28 protein-coding genes are annotated in these 13,727 nt (G+C 55.1%); all 28 read right to left on the bottom strand.

Translation table 11 applies throughout. The features are described 5' to 3' along the window. Positions 1-10: 10 nt before the first annotated feature. Positions 11-1,015, bottom strand: coding sequence for a DNA-directed RNA polymerase subunit alpha (locus IEX40_RS16235; RefSeq protein ID WP_188750182.1), 1,005 nt, complete (start codon positions 1,013-1,015; stop codon positions 11-13). A 26-nt stretch (positions 1,016-1,041) separates the two neighbouring features. After that, on the bottom strand, positions 1,042-1,662 hold the full coding sequence (gene rpsD / locus IEX40_RS16230; RefSeq protein WP_188750179.1) for a 30S ribosomal protein S4: 621 nt from the start codon (positions 1,660-1,662) through the stop codon (positions 1,042-1,044). Between the two features lie 15 nt (positions 1,663-1,677). Then, positions 1,678-2,067, bottom strand: coding sequence for a 30S ribosomal protein S11 (gene rpsK / locus IEX40_RS16225; protein WP_036184377.1), 390 nt, complete (start codon positions 2,065-2,067; stop codon positions 1,678-1,680). A 19-nt stretch (positions 2,068-2,086) separates the two neighbouring features. After that, the gene (gene rpsM, locus IEX40_RS16220; RefSeq protein ID WP_036184374.1) at positions 2,087-2,443 is read right to left on the bottom strand and encodes a 30S ribosomal protein S13; all 357 of its coding nucleotides are present in this window, start codon (positions 2,441-2,443) and stop codon (positions 2,087-2,089) included. A 147-nt stretch (positions 2,444-2,590) separates the two neighbouring features. After that, entirely contained in the window at positions 2,591-2,707 is a 117-nt protein-coding gene (rpmJ, locus tag IEX40_RS16215; protein ID WP_007021200.1) for a 50S ribosomal protein L36, read from the bottom strand. Between the two features lie 17 nt (positions 2,708-2,724). Continuing rightward, a complete protein-coding gene (gene secY / locus IEX40_RS16210; RefSeq protein WP_188750177.1) occupies positions 2,725-4,050 on the bottom strand; it encodes a preprotein translocase subunit SecY in 1,326 nt (441 codons plus the stop codon). Beyond that, positions 4,051-4,485: a 50S ribosomal protein L15 gene (gene rplO, locus IEX40_RS16205; protein WP_188750175.1), complete on the bottom strand. Its 435-nt coding sequence runs from the start codon at positions 4,483-4,485 to the stop codon at positions 4,051-4,053. Between the two features lie 13 nt (positions 4,486-4,498). Then, on the bottom strand, positions 4,499-4,681 hold the full coding sequence (gene rpmD / locus IEX40_RS16200; RefSeq protein WP_188750173.1) for a 50S ribosomal protein L30: 183 nt from the start codon (positions 4,679-4,681) through the stop codon (positions 4,499-4,501). A gap of 2 nt (positions 4,682-4,683) precedes the next feature. After that, positions 4,684-5,187 (bottom strand): 30S ribosomal protein S5, encoded by a 504-nt coding sequence (rpsE, locus tag IEX40_RS16195; RefSeq protein WP_036184357.1) that lies wholly within the window; start codon positions 5,185-5,187, stop codon positions 4,684-4,686. Positions 5,188-5,198: 11 nt separating this feature from the next. Further along, on the bottom strand, positions 5,199-5,549 hold the full coding sequence (rplR, locus tag IEX40_RS16190) for a 50S ribosomal protein L18 (protein WP_188750171.1): 351 nt from the start codon (positions 5,547-5,549) through the stop codon (positions 5,199-5,201). 9 nt (positions 5,550-5,558) lie between these two features. Further along, positions 5,559-6,092 (bottom strand): 50S ribosomal protein L6, encoded by a 534-nt coding sequence (gene rplF / locus IEX40_RS16185; protein ID WP_188750169.1) that lies wholly within the window; start codon positions 6,090-6,092, stop codon positions 5,559-5,561. Between the two features lie 11 nt (positions 6,093-6,103). Beyond that, positions 6,104-6,496, bottom strand: a complete 393-nt coding sequence (rpsH, locus tag IEX40_RS16180; RefSeq protein WP_188750167.1) for a 30S ribosomal protein S8 — start codon at positions 6,494-6,496, stop codon at positions 6,104-6,106. A 90-nt stretch (positions 6,497-6,586) separates the two neighbouring features. After that, the gene (gene rpsN / locus IEX40_RS16175) at positions 6,587-6,892 is read right to left on the bottom strand and encodes a 30S ribosomal protein S14 (RefSeq protein WP_188750165.1); all 306 of its coding nucleotides are present in this window, start codon (positions 6,890-6,892) and stop codon (positions 6,587-6,589) included. A 15-nt stretch (positions 6,893-6,907) separates the two neighbouring features. Further along, positions 6,908-7,447 (bottom strand): 50S ribosomal protein L5, encoded by a 540-nt coding sequence (rplE, locus tag IEX40_RS16170; protein ID WP_188750163.1) that lies wholly within the window; start codon positions 7,445-7,447, stop codon positions 6,908-6,910. Between the two features lie 14 nt (positions 7,448-7,461). Further along, positions 7,462-7,785: a 50S ribosomal protein L24 gene (rplX, locus tag IEX40_RS16165; protein WP_036184345.1), complete on the bottom strand. Its 324-nt coding sequence runs from the start codon at positions 7,783-7,785 to the stop codon at positions 7,462-7,464. A 103-nt stretch (positions 7,786-7,888) separates the two neighbouring features. Then, positions 7,889-8,257 carry a 50S ribosomal protein L14 gene (rplN, locus tag IEX40_RS16160; RefSeq protein WP_188750161.1) on the bottom strand — a complete coding sequence of 123 codons (369 nt, stop codon included), beginning with the start codon at positions 8,255-8,257 and terminating at the stop codon, positions 7,889-7,891. Positions 8,258-8,338: 81 nt separating this feature from the next. After that, complete coding sequence (gene rpsQ, locus IEX40_RS16155; RefSeq protein ID WP_188750159.1) at positions 8,339-8,602, bottom strand: 30S ribosomal protein S17; 264 nt, start codon at positions 8,600-8,602, stop codon at positions 8,339-8,341. Then, positions 8,599-8,793 carry a 50S ribosomal protein L29 gene (gene rpmC / locus IEX40_RS16150; protein ID WP_027853968.1) on the bottom strand — a complete coding sequence of 65 codons (195 nt, stop codon included), beginning with the start codon at positions 8,791-8,793 and terminating at the stop codon, positions 8,599-8,601. Before rpmC ends, rpsQ begins: the two co-directional genes overlap by 4 nt. After that, on the bottom strand, positions 8,793-9,206 hold the full coding sequence (gene rplP, locus IEX40_RS16145) for a 50S ribosomal protein L16 (protein ID WP_188750157.1): 414 nt from the start codon (positions 9,204-9,206) through the stop codon (positions 8,793-8,795). The genes rpmC and rplP overlap by 1 nt, the downstream gene beginning before the upstream one ends. 11 nt (positions 9,207-9,217) lie before the next feature. Further along, on the bottom strand, positions 9,218-9,898 hold the full coding sequence (gene rpsC, locus IEX40_RS16140; protein ID WP_188750155.1) for a 30S ribosomal protein S3: 681 nt from the start codon (positions 9,896-9,898) through the stop codon (positions 9,218-9,220). A 24-nt stretch (positions 9,899-9,922) separates the two neighbouring features. Then, on the bottom strand, positions 9,923-10,255 hold the full coding sequence (rplV, locus tag IEX40_RS16135) for a 50S ribosomal protein L22 (RefSeq protein ID WP_425515648.1): 333 nt from the start codon (positions 10,253-10,255) through the stop codon (positions 9,923-9,925). A gap of 7 nt (positions 10,256-10,262) precedes the next feature. Further along, a complete protein-coding gene (rpsS, locus tag IEX40_RS16130; protein WP_036184305.1) occupies positions 10,263-10,541 on the bottom strand; it encodes a 30S ribosomal protein S19 in 279 nt (92 codons plus the stop codon). Between the two features lie 12 nt (positions 10,542-10,553). Next, positions 10,554-11,381, bottom strand: a complete 828-nt coding sequence (gene rplB, locus IEX40_RS16125) for a 50S ribosomal protein L2 (RefSeq protein ID WP_188750153.1) — start codon at positions 11,379-11,381, stop codon at positions 10,554-10,556. 14 nt (positions 11,382-11,395) lie between these two features. Next, the gene (rplW, locus tag IEX40_RS16120) at positions 11,396-11,692 is read right to left on the bottom strand and encodes a 50S ribosomal protein L23 (RefSeq protein ID WP_188750151.1); all 297 of its coding nucleotides are present in this window, start codon (positions 11,690-11,692) and stop codon (positions 11,396-11,398) included. After that, positions 11,689-12,294 (bottom strand): 50S ribosomal protein L4, encoded by a 606-nt coding sequence (rplD, locus tag IEX40_RS16115; protein ID WP_188750149.1) that lies wholly within the window; start codon positions 12,292-12,294, stop codon positions 11,689-11,691. The genes rplW and rplD overlap by 4 nt, the downstream gene beginning before the upstream one ends. Positions 12,295-12,305: 11 nt before the next feature. Next, positions 12,306-12,944: a 50S ribosomal protein L3 gene (gene rplC, locus IEX40_RS16110; RefSeq protein WP_036184294.1), complete on the bottom strand. Its 639-nt coding sequence runs from the start codon at positions 12,942-12,944 to the stop codon at positions 12,306-12,308. Between the two features lie 111 nt (positions 12,945-13,055). Next, a complete protein-coding gene (gene rpsJ / locus IEX40_RS16105; protein WP_036184292.1) occupies positions 13,056-13,367 on the bottom strand; it encodes a 30S ribosomal protein S10 in 312 nt (103 codons plus the stop codon). A 206-nt stretch (positions 13,368-13,573) separates the two neighbouring features. Then, positions 13,574-13,727: EF-Tu C-terminal domain-related protein (locus IEX40_RS16100; RefSeq protein ID WP_505712066.1), on the bottom strand; the 154-nt coding region annotated here is incomplete at its 5' end.

Below are 13,727 nucleotides of genomic sequence, written 5' to 3'. Positions count from 1 at the left end.
AAGCCAGACTTCAGGAAGCGGCCTTGTCGTCGCCCTTGAGGCTGGCCGGCGGCCAGTTCTCAAGACGCATACCGAGCGACAGACCTTTGGACGCCAGCACGTCCTTGATCTCAGTCAGCGACTTCTTACCCAGGTTAGGAGTCTTCAGCAGCTCTACTTCGGTGCGCTGGATCAGATCGCCGATATAATAGATCTGCTCTGCTTTCAGACAGTTAGCGGAACGTACAGTCAGCTCCAGATCATCGACCGGACGCAGCAGAACCGGATCGATCTCCGGCTCGGCCGGCTCGGACCGTGTCTGTTCACTGGCGTCTTCGAGGTCAACGAATACTGCGAGCTGTTGCTGCAGGATAGTTGCCGCGCGACGGATGCACTCTTCCGGGTCGATGGTACCGTTGGACTCGATATCGATTACGAGTTTATCCAGGTCGGTACGCTGCTCGACACGTGCGCTCTCTACAGCGTAGGAGACACGCAGAACCGGGCTGTAGCTGGCATCCAGCTGCAGACGGCCAATAGCACGAGTTTCGTCATCCTCGCTGATACGGGAATCGGCAGGCACATAGCCGCGACCACGCGTAACCGTCAGGTGCATATTCAGGTTTGCGCCACTATTGAGGTGCGCAATCACGTGATCCGGATTGGCGATCTCAACATCCTGATTCAGCTGGATGTCACCAGCTGTCACAGGACCGGGCTCAGACTTGCTAAGCGTCAGCACCGCTTCATCAGAATTGTGCAGCGCGATAGCAACACCCTTGAGGTTCAGCAGGATCTCGATGACATCCTCCTGTACCCCTTCGATGCTGCTGTATTCGTGCAGCACTCCATCAATCTCTACTTCCGTGATGGCACAGCCAGGCATGGAAGAGAGCAGAATACGGCGCAGCGCATTGCCCAGGGTATGACCGAATCCACGCTCCAGAGGCTCAAGAGTGACCTTGGCGCGTGTCTTGCTGATCTCCTGTACGTCAATGTGACGTGGGCTAAGAAACTCGTTTACTGAACGCTGCATAGTTCCACCAGTCAAGAGTTCAAGAATTACTTCGAGTAGAGCTCAACGATCAGGTGCTCGTTGATATCGGCAGACAGGTCACTACGCTCCGGACGGGTCTTGAAGACACCTTCCATCTTCGCAGCATCTACCTCGATCCACTCGACCGGTGCACGCTGTGCGGCCAGTTCCAGTGCGTGCTTGATACGCAGCTGGTTTTTGGCTTTTTCACGTACAGCGACCACATCACCTTCCTGCACCTGGTAAGAGGGCACGTTCACAGACTGACCGTTAACGGTGATCTGACGGTGAGAGACGATCTGACGAGCTTCCGCGCGGGTTGAACCGTAACCCATGCGGTAGACGACGTTGTCCAGACGGCTTTCGAGCAGCTGCAGCAGGACTTCGCCTGTTGCACCTTTCTGACGTGCCGCTTCTTTGTAGTAGCTACGGAACTGGCGTTCCAGGATGCCGTAGGTACGACGTACTTTCTGTTTTTCACGCAGCTGAAGACCGTAGTCGGACAGACGTCCACGACGAGCGCCGTGTACACCCGGTACTGTTTCAGCTTTGCACTTGCTGTCGAGTGCGCGCACACCGCTCTTCAGGAAGAGGTCGGTGCCTTCGCGACGGGACAGCTTGCACTTAGGTCCAAGATAACGAGCCATATTACCGTCTCCAGATTAAACGCGACGCTTTTTCGGCGGACGACAGCCGTTGTGCGGAATCGGGGTTACGTCCGTGATGTTTGTGATCTTGTAGCCGCAGGCGTTCAGCGCGCGGACTGCAGATTCACGACCCGGTCCCGGGCCCTTCACAAACACGTCCAGGTTCTTCAAACCGTATTCCAGTGCAGCATTACCGGCACGCTCAGCAGCAACCTGCGCAGCGAACGGAGTGCTTTTACGGGAACCACGAAAACCTGAACCACCGGATGTAGCCCAGGACAGTGCGTTACCCTGGCGATCGGTGATGGTGATGATGGTGTTGTTAAAAGAGGCATGGATGTGCGCGAGGCCATCCGCTACCTGCTTTTTAACCTTTTTACGTGTGCGATTACCTGGCTTTGCCATATTCGGAAATTCCTATCGCTTACTTACGGATCGGCTTGCGCGGGCCCTTGCGGGTGCGAGCATTGGTCTTGCTGCGCTGACCGCGAACCGGCAGGTTGCGACGATGACGCAGGCCACGGAAACAACCCAGGTCCATAAGACGCTTAATGTTCATGTTGACTTCACGACGCAGGTCGCCTTCAACAGTCAACTTGGCAATTTCACCACGAACATTATCGAGCTGCTCTTCAGACAGATCACCAACCTTGGTGCTCGGCTCGATGCCGGTGGCTGCGCAGATCTGCTGAGCAGTCGTGCGGCCAATACCGTAAATGTAAGTCAGAGAAATTACCGCATGCTTATTGTCAGGAATATTGACGCCAGCTATACGGGCCATTCAATGTACTCCATATTTCTGTTCCCGATTGACTGATACGGGAACCGTTGTAATCAATTAGTTCGTGGAAGGCGCGCAATACTACACCTTGATCATTTTTAAATCAAGGCAGCAGCGACAACCTTCCTACGACCAGCCTTGTGTGGATTAACCCTGACGCTGCTTGTGTCGGGGTTCCACTTTGCAGATCACGCGCACGGAACCGTTGCGACGTACGATCTTGCAGTTGCGGCAAATCTTTTTAACAGATGCGCGTACTTTCATGATCCACCTCATTAGGCTTAGCGCAGGAGACCCGCGCCGCCTTTAAGATTCGATTTCTTCATCAGCGATTCGTACTGATGTGACATCAGATGCGACTGCACCTGAGCCATGAAGTCCATAACCACTACCACGACGATCAGCAGGGAGGTACCTCCAAAGTAGAAAGGTACGTTCCAGGCCACGACGAGGAACTGGGGCATCAGCGATACGGCAGTGATGTACAGCGCGCCGAACAGGGTCAGGCGGCTCAGTACCGTATCGATGTAGCGTGCGGACTGCTCACCAGGACGGATCCCCGGGATAAAGGCACCCGATTTTTTCAGGTTGTCTGCGACATCTCGCGGATTGAAGACAATCGCGGTGTAGAAGTAGCAGAAGAACACGATCGCAATAGCAAACAGCAGGATGTACAGCGGCTGTCCCGGCCCAAGAGCCAGAGCCACATCCTGCAGCCAGCCCATGCCTTCACCCTGGCCGAACCACTGCCCGACGGACGCCGGAAACAGCAGGATACTGGAGGCGAAGATTGGCGGGATAACCCCGGCCATATTCACCTTCAGCGGCAGGTGGCTGGACTGAGCGGCGTAAACACGGCGGCCCTGCTGACGTTTGGCGTAGTTGATGGTGATGCGGCGCTGGCCGCGCTCCATAAATACGACAAAGCCCACAGTAGCAACCGCCATCACGGCGATAGCCAGCAGCGCGAGGATATTCAGATCACCCTGACGCGCCGCTTCAAAGGACTGGCCGATTGCACTGGGCAGACCGGCCACAATACCTGCGAAGATCAGAATCGAGATACCGTTACCGATACCCTTTTCGGTCACCTGCTCACCCAACCACATCAGGAAGACAGCGCCTGAGACGAGCGTTACCACTGCCACGAAGTAGAAGCTGATATCGGCCACGAAGGCCACGCCCTGATTAGCCAGACCTACCGCCATACCCAGCGACTGCACAGTGGCCAGAACCACAGTGCCGTAGCGGGTGTATTGGTTGATCTTGCGACGCCCAGCTTCACCTTCCTTCTTCAACTGTTCAAGGGTCGGGCTCACTATGGTCATCAGCTGCATGATGATCGATGCAGAGATGTACGGCATGATACCCAGTGCCAGGATCGACATACGCTCCAAAGCACCACCCGAGAACATGTTGAACAGGCTCAGGATGGTGCCCTGATTCTGATCAAACAGCGCAGCGAGACGATCCGGGTTAATGCCCGGAACCGGGATATGCGCCCCGATCCGGTACACGATAACCGCTATCAGCACGAAGCGCAGACGAGCCCAAAGCTCGCCCAAACCGCTCTGCATCCCCGCTGGTATTTGTCCTTTCTTAGCCATTTACGCCTCGACTTTACCGCCAGCAGCTTCGATCGCAGCCTGAGCACCCTTGGTCACTTTAAGACCTTTAACGGTGACTGCCTTGTTGATCTCTCCAGACAGGATCACGCGCGCAGACTTGATCTCTTCGCGAATGATGTCAGCCTGTTTCAGCGCGTCCAGATCAACCACGTCAACACCAGCTGCTACCAGCTCGTTCAGACGGATCTCAGCGACGTAACGCGCCTGACGGGAGTTGAAGCCAAACTTCGGCAGACGACGCTGAATCGGCATCTGACCACCTTCAAAACCCGGATTTACACTACCGCCTGAGCGGGATTTCAAACCCTTGTGACCACGGCCACAAGTTTTACCCAGACCGGAGCCGATGCCACGACCGACACGCTTCGGTGCCTGTTTAGAGCCGGCGCCCGGGCGCAGAGAATTCAAACGCATTGGGTCACTCCTCTTACTCGCCTACTACCTTAACCATGTAGTAGACCTTGTTGATCATGCCACGTACCGACGGAGTGTCTTCCACTTCGACGACGTGACCGATGCGGCGCAGACCCAGACCTTTGACGCACTCTTTGTGCTTCGGCAGTTTGCCGATCGGGCTGCGAACCAGAGTTACCTTGATCTTGTCAGCCATTGTTAGCTCCCCAGGATCTCGTCAACAGACTTGCCACGCTTGGCAGCAATGTCTTCAGGTGCGTGCATGGAGGCCAGACCCTTAACAGTCGCACGGACGACGTTGACCGGGTTGGTTGAGCCATAGCACTTGGCCAGTACGTTGTGCACGCCTGCCAGTTCGAGAACTGCACGCATTGCACCACCGGCGATGACACCAGTACCTTCGGAAGCCGGCTGCATGTAAACCTTGGCGGAGCCGTGGTTTGCCTTGACCGGATACTGCAGGGTGTGACCGTTCAGGTGCACGTTGACCATATTGCGGCGGGCCTGCTCCATCGCTTTCTGGATAGCGACCGGCACTTCACGCGCCTTGCCACGACCGAAACCGACACGACCATTGCCATCACCGACTACAGTCAGCGCTGTGAAACCGAAAATTCGACCGCCCTTAACCACTTTGGCGACGCGGTTTACCTGAACCAGCTTCTCCTGCAGTTCACCGTCTTTCTGTTCGTGATTTGCCATATTCGAAACCTTTAGAATTCCAGGCCGCCTTCGCGAGCAGCATCAGCGAGAGCCGCTACGCGACCGTGGTATTTGAAACCGGAACGGTCAAATGCGACTTCAGTAACGCCTGCATCTTTTGCACGCGCTGCGATCAGAGAACCGACCTTTTTAGCCGCTTCGATGTTACCGGTTGCGCCTTCGCGCAGATCCTTTTCCACGGTAGAGGCGCTAGCCAGTACAGTGCTGCCGTCGGCAGAGATGATCTGTGCGTAGATGTGGCGCGGGGTGCGGTTAACGCAGAGACGTACGCTACCCAGTTCGCGCATTTTTGCGCGGGAACGGCGCGCACGACGGATACGAGCTTCTTTCTTAACGTTCATGACCCTGCCTTACTTCTTCTTAGCCTCTTTGCGGCGTACATATTCGTCGACATAACGAACACCCTTACCTTTGTAAGGCTCAGGCGGACGGAATGCGCGAACTTCTGCAGCAGCCTGACCTACTACCTGCTTGTCAGCACCGCTGAGCACGATAGTGGTCGGGTTCGGAGTTTCCGCAGAAACACCTTCAGGCAGTTCGTAATCGATCGGGTGAGAGAAGCCCAGCGTCAGGTTCAGCACCTTACCCTTGGCGGCAGCGCGGTAACCAACACCCTGGAGAGCCAGGGTCTTGTTAAAGCCTTCGCTTACACCGATCACCATGTTATTGACCAGCGCGCGGGTGGTACCAGCCAGGGCATTTGCCTGCTTGGAGCCGTCGCGCGGCGCAAATTTCAACTGACCGTCGGCCTGCTCAACAGCAACAGACGGGTGAACATCCAAGCTCAGCTGACCGTTCTTGCCTTTCACAGCAAGGCCCTGGCCGTCGAGCTTGATCTCAACACCTGACGGTAGTACTACGGGTTTCTTCGCAACTCGTGACATGAGAAATCCTCTTAGAATACCGTGCAGACTACTTCACCACCGACACCCGCTTGGCGAGCGGCGCGGTCAGTCATAACACCTTTACTGGTAGAGATGATCGCGATGCCCAGACCATCGGCGACCTTCGGCAGGTCGGATGCGTTCTTGTAGATACGCAGACTGGGACGGCTAACGCGCTTGATCTCTTCGATTACCGGCTTGCCTTCGAAGTATTTCAATTCGATGGTCAGTACCGGCTTCACATCACCTTCAACAACGTAGTCGGTGATGTAACCTTCCTCTTTCAGAACCTTGGCGACTGCCAGCTTCTGCTTGGAGGACGGCAGGGACACAGCCTTCTTCTCAGCCATGTGTCCGTTACGGATACGGGTGAACATATCCGCGAGTGTGTCTTGCATACTCATGCTTTTAACATCCTCTTAGTGCAGCGCGACGCGGTAGCGAAGCCTTCGCAGGCTTCGCCCTGACCGCCGTGCTTACCGTTTGGCGTGCTGTTACCAGCTCGCCTTCTTCAGGCCCGGGACATCGCCACGCATGGCAGCTTCGCGCAGTTTGTTACGGCACAGTCCGAACTTACGGTAAACACCGTGCGGACGACCGGTAACCTGACAGCGACGCTGCTTGCGCACCGGGCTGGCGTCGCGCGGCAATTTCTGCAGCGCGATCTGTGCATCCCAAACTTCATCTTCTGAGCTGTTCGGGCTTGCAACAATTGCTTTGAGCGCAGCACGCTTAGCGGCATATTTATCAGCCAGCTTCTCGCGCTTGAGCTCACGATTGATCATAGAAACTTTAGCCATGGTTCAATCCCTGTCTTATTTCTTGAACGGGAACTGCAGCGCAGCCAGAAGAGCACGACCTTCGTCGTTGTTCTTCGCCGTAGTGGTGATGGTGATATCGAGACCACGCAGCTTATCGACCTTGTCGTAGTCGATTTCTGGGAAGATGATCTGCTCTTTGACACCCATGCTGTAGTTACCGCGGCCGTCGAAAGACTTGGCGTTGAGACCACGGAAGTCACGGATACGCGGAATGGAAATATCGACCAGGCGATCGAGGAATTCCCACATACGCTCGCCGCGCAGCGTTACTTTGCAGCCGATCGGCCAGCCTTCACGTACCTTGAAGCCCGCGATAGACTTGCGAGCCTTGGTAATGATCGGCTTCTGGCCTGCGATAGCAACCATGTCAGCCATGGCGTTATCGAGCTGCTTCTTGTCACCCAGCGCTTCACCCACACCCATGTTCAGAGTGATCTTGGTGATGCGGGGTACCGCCATAACGTTAGGAGACTGGAGCTCCTCTTTAAGCTGCTGCTTAACTTCGTTTTCGTAAAGCGCTTTCAATCTGGACATTGCACCAACCCCTCTTACTTATCTCCGGCGATGAGCTCGCCGGTGGACTTGAAGAAACGTACTTTGGTGCCGTCTTCAAGCAGCTTGAAGCCAACACGATCGCCCTTGCCGGTCTGAGCGTTGAAGATGGCCACGTTGGAGGTCGCGATCGCCGCTTCCTTCTCAACGATGCCACCCTGCTGCTGCAGCATCGGGTTCGGCTTCTGGTGCTTCTTGATCATGTTGATGCCAGACACGATCAGACGATCGTTTTCGAGCACGCGCATAACCTTGCCACGCTTGCCCTTGTCTTTACCTGCGATCACGATGACTTCATCGTCGCGACGAATCTTACGCATTTAATTTACCTTATCCTTTCCTACTACCTTCCTCATGCTCAAAAACGCCAAGCCCTTTCGGGATTGGCGTTTTCAGCAAGAACCCTCTATGAGAGCAGGGGTCTTAGAGCACTTCAGGCGCCAGGGAAATGATCTTCATGAACTTCTCGTTACGAAGCTCACGCGTTACTGGCCCGAAGATACGAGTACCGATCGGTGCGTCGTTGTTGTTCAGCAGAACCGCAGAGTTTGTATCAAAGCGGATCAGTGAACCGTCGGGACGACGAACACCTTTACGGGTACGCACTACGACAGCCTTAAGAACCTGACCTTTTTTCACCTTGCCGCGCGGAATCGCTTCTTTGACGGTGACCTTGATGATGTCGCCGACGGAAGCGTAGCGGCGGTGAGAACCGCCCAGGACCTTAATACACATCACGCGCTTGGCGCCGCTGTTATCAGCCACATCAAGCATCGTTTCAGTCTGAATCATGGTCTACTCCAAAACTGTAAAACCTGTCGCCTGCCTCTCTAGCAGGCGAACCGGCAATTGGAGCAGCAAAGGCGCAATATATTACACCTTAGCTGCGCGCTCTTCAATGCGAACCAGAGACCAAGTTTTGGTCTTGGACAGCGGGCGAGACTCGGCGATGGTCACCAGATCACCCAACTGACACTCATTCTTCTCATCGTGAGCGTGCAGTTTGGTAGAGCGCTTGATGTACTTACCGTAGATCGGGTGCTTCTCTTTACGCTCAACCAGAACTGTGATGGTTTTATCCATCTTGTCACTGACGACCTTGCCGGTCACAGTACGAGTACGTTTTTCCGCGCTCATTTAGTCACCTGCTTTTCGTTGAGTACTGTCTTAACGCGAGCGATGTCGCGACGAACCTGACCCAGCAGATGGGTCTGTGCCAGCTGGCCAGTGGCCTTCTGCATACGCAGGTTGAACTGATCCTTCAGAAGACCCAGCAGCGACTGCTGCAGCTCTTCTACGGACTTGTCACGCAGTTCTTGTGCTTTCATCACATCACCGTCCGCTTAACAATAGTGGTAGGAACCGGCAGCTTGGCTGCTGCCAGCGCAAAGGCTTCAGCTGCGAGCTCTTCCGGCACACCGCTCATTTCGAACAGCACCTTGCCCGGCTGGATCTGAGCGACCCAGTACTCGACGTTACCCTTACCCTTACCCATACGAACTTCAAGCGGCTTGGTGGTGATCGGCTTGTCCGGGAAAACACGGATCCAGATCTTACCACCACGCTTAACGTGACGAGTCATGGTACGACGGGCCGCTTCGATCTGACGCGCAGTGATACGACCACGCTCGGTTGCTTTCAGTGCGTATTCGCCGAAGCTAACCTTGCTGCCGCGCTGTGCCAGGCCGCGGTTGCGACCCTTCATGACCTTGCGGAATTTGAGACGTTTCGGTTGCAGCATTGACGTCTACCTCACTTAGCTTTCTTCGCGGGCGCTTTCTTCTCGGCGCGAACCTGTTCCAGGCCACCGAGGATCTCGCCCTTGAAGATCCATACTTTGACGCCGATCACACCATAAGTGGTGTGCGCTTCGTAAGTTGCGTAGTCGATATCGGCACGCAGGGTGTGCAGCGGCACACGACCTTCGCGGTACCATTCGGTACGCGCGATCTCAGCGCCACCGAGACGACCACTAACCTGGATCTTGATACCCTTGGCGCCGATACGCATAGCGTTCTGCACCGCGCGCTTCATGGCACGACGGAACATCACACGACGCTCGAGCTGGCTGGCAACGCCCTGGGCGACCAGTTTGGCATCCAGATCCGGCTTGCGTACTTCTTCGATGTTGATGTGCACGGGCACACCCATCATCTCGGAAACAGCAGAGCGCAGCTTCTCGACATCCTCACCCTTCTTACCGATAACGATACCCGGGCGAGCGGTATGGATAGTGATCTTCGCATTCTGCGCCGGACGCTCGATCTCGATACGGCTAACAGACGCGTTCTTCAGCTGATCTTCCAGGTAGCTACGTACCTTGAGGTCGTTCAGCAGCTTGTTGGCATAGTCGGCTTTGTCCGCGTACCACACAGAGGTGTGATCCTTGATGACACCAAGCCGGATGCCGGTCGGGTTTACTTTCTGACCCATAATGAACTCTCCTAGCACTCAGCCTTAGTCGGCCACCTTGACGGTGATGTGTGACGTACGCTTCAGGATGCGATCAGCACGGCCTTTGGCACGTGGCATGATGCGCTTCATGGTCATACCCTCATCAACGAACACTGCAGATACACGCAGCTCGTCGACGTCAGCACCTTCGTTGTGCTCTGCGTTAGCAATAGCAGACTCCAGCACCTTCTTGACCAGGTCAGCACCCTTCTTGTTGCTGAACGCCAGGATATTCAGAGCTTCGCCCACAGACTTACCACGGATCTGATCTGCGACCAGACGGGCCTTCTGAGCGGAGATGCGGGCGCCTTTATGTTTGGCGATAACTTCCATCATCTACCCCTTACTTCTTCTTGGCCTTCTTGTCGGCTGCATGACCGCGGAATGTACGTGTTGCAGCGAACTCACCCAGTTTGTGACCGACCATATCTTCGGTGATGAACACCGGGACATGCTGACGGCCGTTATGTACTGCAATCGTTAACCCGACAAAGTTCGGGAAAACAGTAGAACGACGTGACCAGGTTTTGATCGGACGACGTTCGTTAGCCTCGATTGCAGCCTCTACCTTTTTCAGCAGGTGAAGGTCGATAAATGGACCTTTCTTCAGTGAACGTGGCACAGCTGATTCCTCTTATTTAGCCTGACGACGGCGTACGATCAGTTTATCGGTACGCTTGTTCTTGCGAGTCTTGTAACCCTTGGTCGGGATACCCCACGGCGTAACCGGGTGACGACCACCAGAAGTACGACCCTCACCACCACCATGCGGGTGATCAACCGGGTTCATTACCACACCGCGAACGGTCGGACGAACACCACGCCAGCGCTTGGCACCAGCTTTACCCAGCTGACGCAGGCTGTGCTCAGAGTTACTTACTTCACCCAGGGTTGCGCGACACTCAATCAGAACTTTACGCATCTCGCCAGAACGCAGACGCAGAGTAGCGTATGCGCCTTCACGCGCCACCAGCTGAGCGGAAGCGCCGGCAGAACGCGCCAGCTGCGCACCTTTACCCGGCTTCAGCTCGATGCAGTGCACAGTGCTACCCAGCGGCACATTGCGCAGCGGCATAGTATTGCCCGGCTTGATATCAACGATTTCACCAGACTGTACAGAAGCACCAGCCTGCAGTCCCTTGGGAGCGATGATGTAGCGACGCTCGCCATCAGCGTACTTCAGCAGTGCGATGTGAGCTGAACGGTTAGGATCGTATTCAACGCGCTCAATAACCGCGGGAATGCCGTCTTTGTTACGACGGAAATCGATTACGCGGTAATTCTGCTTGTGACCACCACCAATGTGACGAGTCGTAATACGACCGTTGTTGTTGCGACCACCAGACTTCGATTTTTTCTCGACCAGCGCAGCGAAAGGCTTACCCTTGTGCAGGTCAGCGTTAACTACCTTGACGAGGTGACGACGCCCAGCAGAGGTCGGCTTAGTCTTAACAAGTGCCATTATTTAAACCTCTCTTATTCGCCAGCCAGGAAATCGATCTCGGAACCATCGGCCAGTCGAACATACGCCTTGCGAACATCGCTGCGCTTACCCAGGCCACGTGCAGTGCGCTTGGTCTTGCCTTTGATGTTCAGGACGTTGACGCCTTCAACTTTGACGTTGAACAGCTCTTCGACAGCCTGCTTGATTTCCGGCTTGGTCGCGTCTGAAGCTACGCGGAACACTACCTGCTGGGTACCTTCAGCTACGATAGTGGCCTTCTCGGAGATGTGCGGCCCGAGCAGCACTTTGTAGATGCGTTCCGGGTTCATGCGTACACCTCCTCGATCTTCTTCAGAGCAGGAACGGTAATCAGCACCTTCTCGTAGCCGATCAGGGAGACCGGGTCGATACCTGCCGCGTCACGCACACCAATGTGCGGTACGTTGCGTGCAGCCAGGTACAGGTTCTGCTCAACGTCTTCAGTAATCAGCAACGCGTTGTCCAGGCTCAGCTCTTTGAGCTTGGCAACAAACTGCTTGGTCTTGGGCGTCTCAATGGCGAACTCTTCAACCACAACGAGACGATCCTGACGCACCAGCTCAGACAGGATGCAGCGCATTGCAGCGCGGTACATCTTCTTGTTCACTTTCTGAGCGTAGTCACGGGGCTGTGCTGCGAAGGTCACACCACCGGTACGCCAGATCGGCGAACGGGTAGTACCCTGACGAGCACGACCGGTACCCTTCTGACGGAAGGGTTTAGCACCGCCACCGGAAACGTCGGAGCGGCTTTTCTGCGCTTTGGTACCCTGACGGCCGGCTGCCATGTAAGCAGTTACAACCTGGTGTACCAGCGCCTCATTGAACTCTTTACCAAAAGCCAGCTCGGATACTTCAACCGAACCGTTGGCTCCAGTCAGATTCAGATTCATGGAAACCTCCCTTAGGCGCGTGCTTTAACAGCAGGTTTAACGATGACGTCGCCGCCCATAGCGCCAGGAACGGCACCCTTGACGATCAGCAGATTACGCTCGGCATCGATGCGCACGATTTCCAGAGTCTGGACTGTGCAGCGCTCGGCACCCATGTGACCGGCCATCTTTTTACCTTTGAAGACACGACCCGGGGTTTGGCACTGACCAATGGAACCCGGAGCACGGTGAGAAAGCGAGTTACCGTGAGTCATATCCTGGGTACGGAAATTCCAGCGCTTTACGCCACCCTGGAAGCCCTTACCTTTAGACTGACCTGTTACGTCAACCTTCTGACCTGCTTCGAAGCGCTCAACAGTCAGCGCATCGCCGACGTTGATTCCCTCATCACCATTCACGCGGAACTCCCACAAACCGCGACCGGCTTCGACGCCAGCCTTGGCAAAGTGACCAGCTTCCGGCTTGGACAGGCGGTTAGCCTTTTTCCCACCGGTAGTCACCTGCACAGCAGCGTAGCCGTCGGTTTCAACGGTCTTAACGCTGGTTACACGGTTCGGTTCCACCTCGATGACGGTGACTGGCACGGACACGCCCTCATCTGTGAAGATGCGAGTCATACCCGCTTTACGTCCGATAAGTCCTACAGACATTTTGTTACCTCTTGCCAGTTGTGTACGGGGCTGTCACCCACTATGGCTGCCCTTTACAGGTGCATTCCACAAATAGCGCTTCATTAAGTGAATAATTTCGCGCGGTGCTGATTAGCCGAGGCTGATCTGCACTTCAACACCCGCAGCGAGATCCAGCTTCATCAGTGCGTCGACTGTCTTTTCAGTCGGCTCAACGATGTCCAGAACACGCTTATGCGTACGAATTTCGTACTGATCACGCGCGTCTTTGTTGACGTGCGGAGAGATCAGGACGGTGTAACGCTCTTTACGGGTAGGAAGTGGGATCGGACCACACACCTGAGCACCTGTCCGCTTGGCAGTCTCAACGATCTCCTGAGCGGATGAGTCGATCAGGCGATGATCAAAAGCCTTCAGACGAATTCTGATTTTTTGGTTCTGCATTCTGATCACGCATTTCCTGTAAGTTTCGTTACGGCAATAGCCGACCTCCCCTTGGGTAAAGGGGACGCAAATTTTACTCAGTAGGGGTATGAGCGTCAACTGGAAAGGTACAAATTTTAACCAGTTGCGTGCAGAGGGTGTAACGAGGAGGGTTGAAACGAAAAAGACCCTCAAAAGAGGGTCTTTTCAGATCAACTAATCAGCGATTAGGCGATGATCTTGGATACAACGCCGGCGCCAACGGTACGGCCACCTTCGCGAATCGCGAAGCGCAGACCTTCTTCCATGGCGATCGGGTTGATCAGGGTGACAGACATCTGGATGTTGTCGCCCGGCATAACCATCTCAACACCTTCCGGC

Origin of the sequence: Marinobacterium zhoushanense, assembly GCF_014641945.1 — a bacterium.
In the GTDB taxonomy this organism is placed as follows: domain Bacteria; phylum Pseudomonadota; class Gammaproteobacteria; order Pseudomonadales; family Balneatricaceae; genus Marinobacterium_D; species Marinobacterium_D zhoushanense.
This window is presented reverse-complemented; position numbering and strand designations above follow the sequence as displayed.

Bases quoted from the DNA above. Each gene is read 5' to 3' on its own strand.
- rplE (WP_188750163.1), bottom strand. From the start codon at position 7,447: ATGTCCAGATTGAAAGCGCTTTACGAAAACGAAGTTAAGCAGCAGCTT.
- secY (WP_188750177.1), bottom strand. From the start codon at position 4,050: ATGGCTAAGAAAGGACAAATACCAGCGGGGATGCAGAGCGGTTTGGGC.
- rpsD (WP_188750179.1), bottom strand. From the start codon at position 1,662: ATGGCTCGTTATCTTGGACCTAAGTGCAAGCTGTCCCGTCGCGAAGGC.
- rpsK (WP_036184377.1), bottom strand. From the start codon at position 2,067: ATGGCAAAGCCAGGTAATCGCACACGTAAAAAGGTTAAAAAGCAGGTA.
- rplB (WP_188750153.1), bottom strand. From the start codon at position 11,381: ATGGCACTTGTTAAGACTAAGCCGACCTCTGCTGGGCGTCGTCACCTC.
- rplP (WP_188750157.1), bottom strand. From the start codon at position 9,206: ATGCTGCAACCGAAACGTCTCAAATTCCGCAAGGTCATGAAGGGTCGC.
- rpsJ (WP_036184292.1), bottom strand. From the start codon at position 13,367: ATGCAGAACCAAAAAATCAGAATTCGTCTGAAGGCTTTTGATCATCGC.
- IEX40_RS16235 (WP_188750182.1), bottom strand. From the start codon at position 1,015: ATGCAGCGTTCAGTAAACGAGTTTCTTAGCCCACGTCACATTGACGTA.
- rplC (WP_036184294.1), bottom strand. From the start codon at position 12,944: ATGTCTGTAGGACTTATCGGACGTAAAGCGGGTATGACTCGCATCTTC.
- rpsE (WP_036184357.1), bottom strand. From the start codon at position 5,187: ATGGCAAATCACGAACAGAAAGACGGTGAACTGCAGGAGAAGCTGGTT.
- rplR (WP_188750171.1), bottom strand. From the start codon at position 5,549: ATGAACGTTAAGAAAGAAGCTCGTATCCGTCGTGCGCGCCGTTCCCGC.
- rplV (WP_425515648.1), bottom strand. From the start codon at position 10,255: ATGATGGAAGTTATCGCCAAACATAAAGGCGCCCGCATCTCCGCTCAG.
- rplO (WP_188750175.1), bottom strand. From the start codon at position 4,485: ATGCGTTTGAATTCTCTGCGCCCGGGCGCCGGCTCTAAACAGGCACCG.
- rpsM (WP_036184374.1), bottom strand. From the start codon at position 2,443: ATGGCCCGTATAGCTGGCGTCAATATTCCTGACAATAAGCATGCGGTA.
- rplF (WP_188750169.1), bottom strand. From the start codon at position 6,092: ATGTCACGAGTTGCGAAGAAACCCGTAGTACTACCGTCAGGTGTTGAG.
- rpmC (WP_027853968.1), bottom strand. From the start codon at position 8,793: ATGAAAGCACAAGAACTGCGTGACAAGTCCGTAGAAGAGCTGCAGCAG.
- rpmJ (WP_007021200.1), bottom strand. From the start codon at position 2,707: ATGAAAGTACGCGCATCTGTTAAAAAGATTTGCCGCAACTGCAAGATC.
- rpsQ (WP_188750159.1), bottom strand. From the start codon at position 8,602: ATGAGCGCGGAAAAACGTACTCGTACTGTGACCGGCAAGGTCGTCAGT.
- rplW (WP_188750151.1), bottom strand. From the start codon at position 11,692: ATGAACCCGGAACGCATCTACAAAGTGCTGCTCGGGCCGCACATCTCC.
- rpsN (WP_188750165.1), bottom strand. From the start codon at position 6,892: ATGGCTAAAGTTTCTATGATCAATCGTGAGCTCAAGCGCGAGAAGCTG.
- rpmD (WP_188750173.1), bottom strand. From the start codon at position 4,681: ATGGCTGACAAGATCAAGGTAACTCTGGTTCGCAGCCCGATCGGCAAA.
- rplN (WP_188750161.1), bottom strand. From the start codon at position 8,257: ATGATTCAGACTGAAACGATGCTTGATGTGGCTGATAACAGCGGCGCC.
- rpsC (WP_188750155.1), bottom strand. From the start codon at position 9,898: ATGGGTCAGAAAGTAAACCCGACCGGCATCCGGCTTGGTGTCATCAAG.
- rplX (WP_036184345.1), bottom strand. From the start codon at position 7,785: ATGCGTAAGATTCGTCGCGACGATGAAGTCATCGTGATCGCAGGTAAA.
- rplD (WP_188750149.1), bottom strand. From the start codon at position 12,294: ATGAATCTGAATCTGACTGGAGCCAACGGTTCGGTTGAAGTATCCGAG.
- rpsH (WP_188750167.1), bottom strand. From the start codon at position 6,496: ATGAGTATGCAAGACACACTCGCGGATATGTTCACCCGTATCCGTAAC.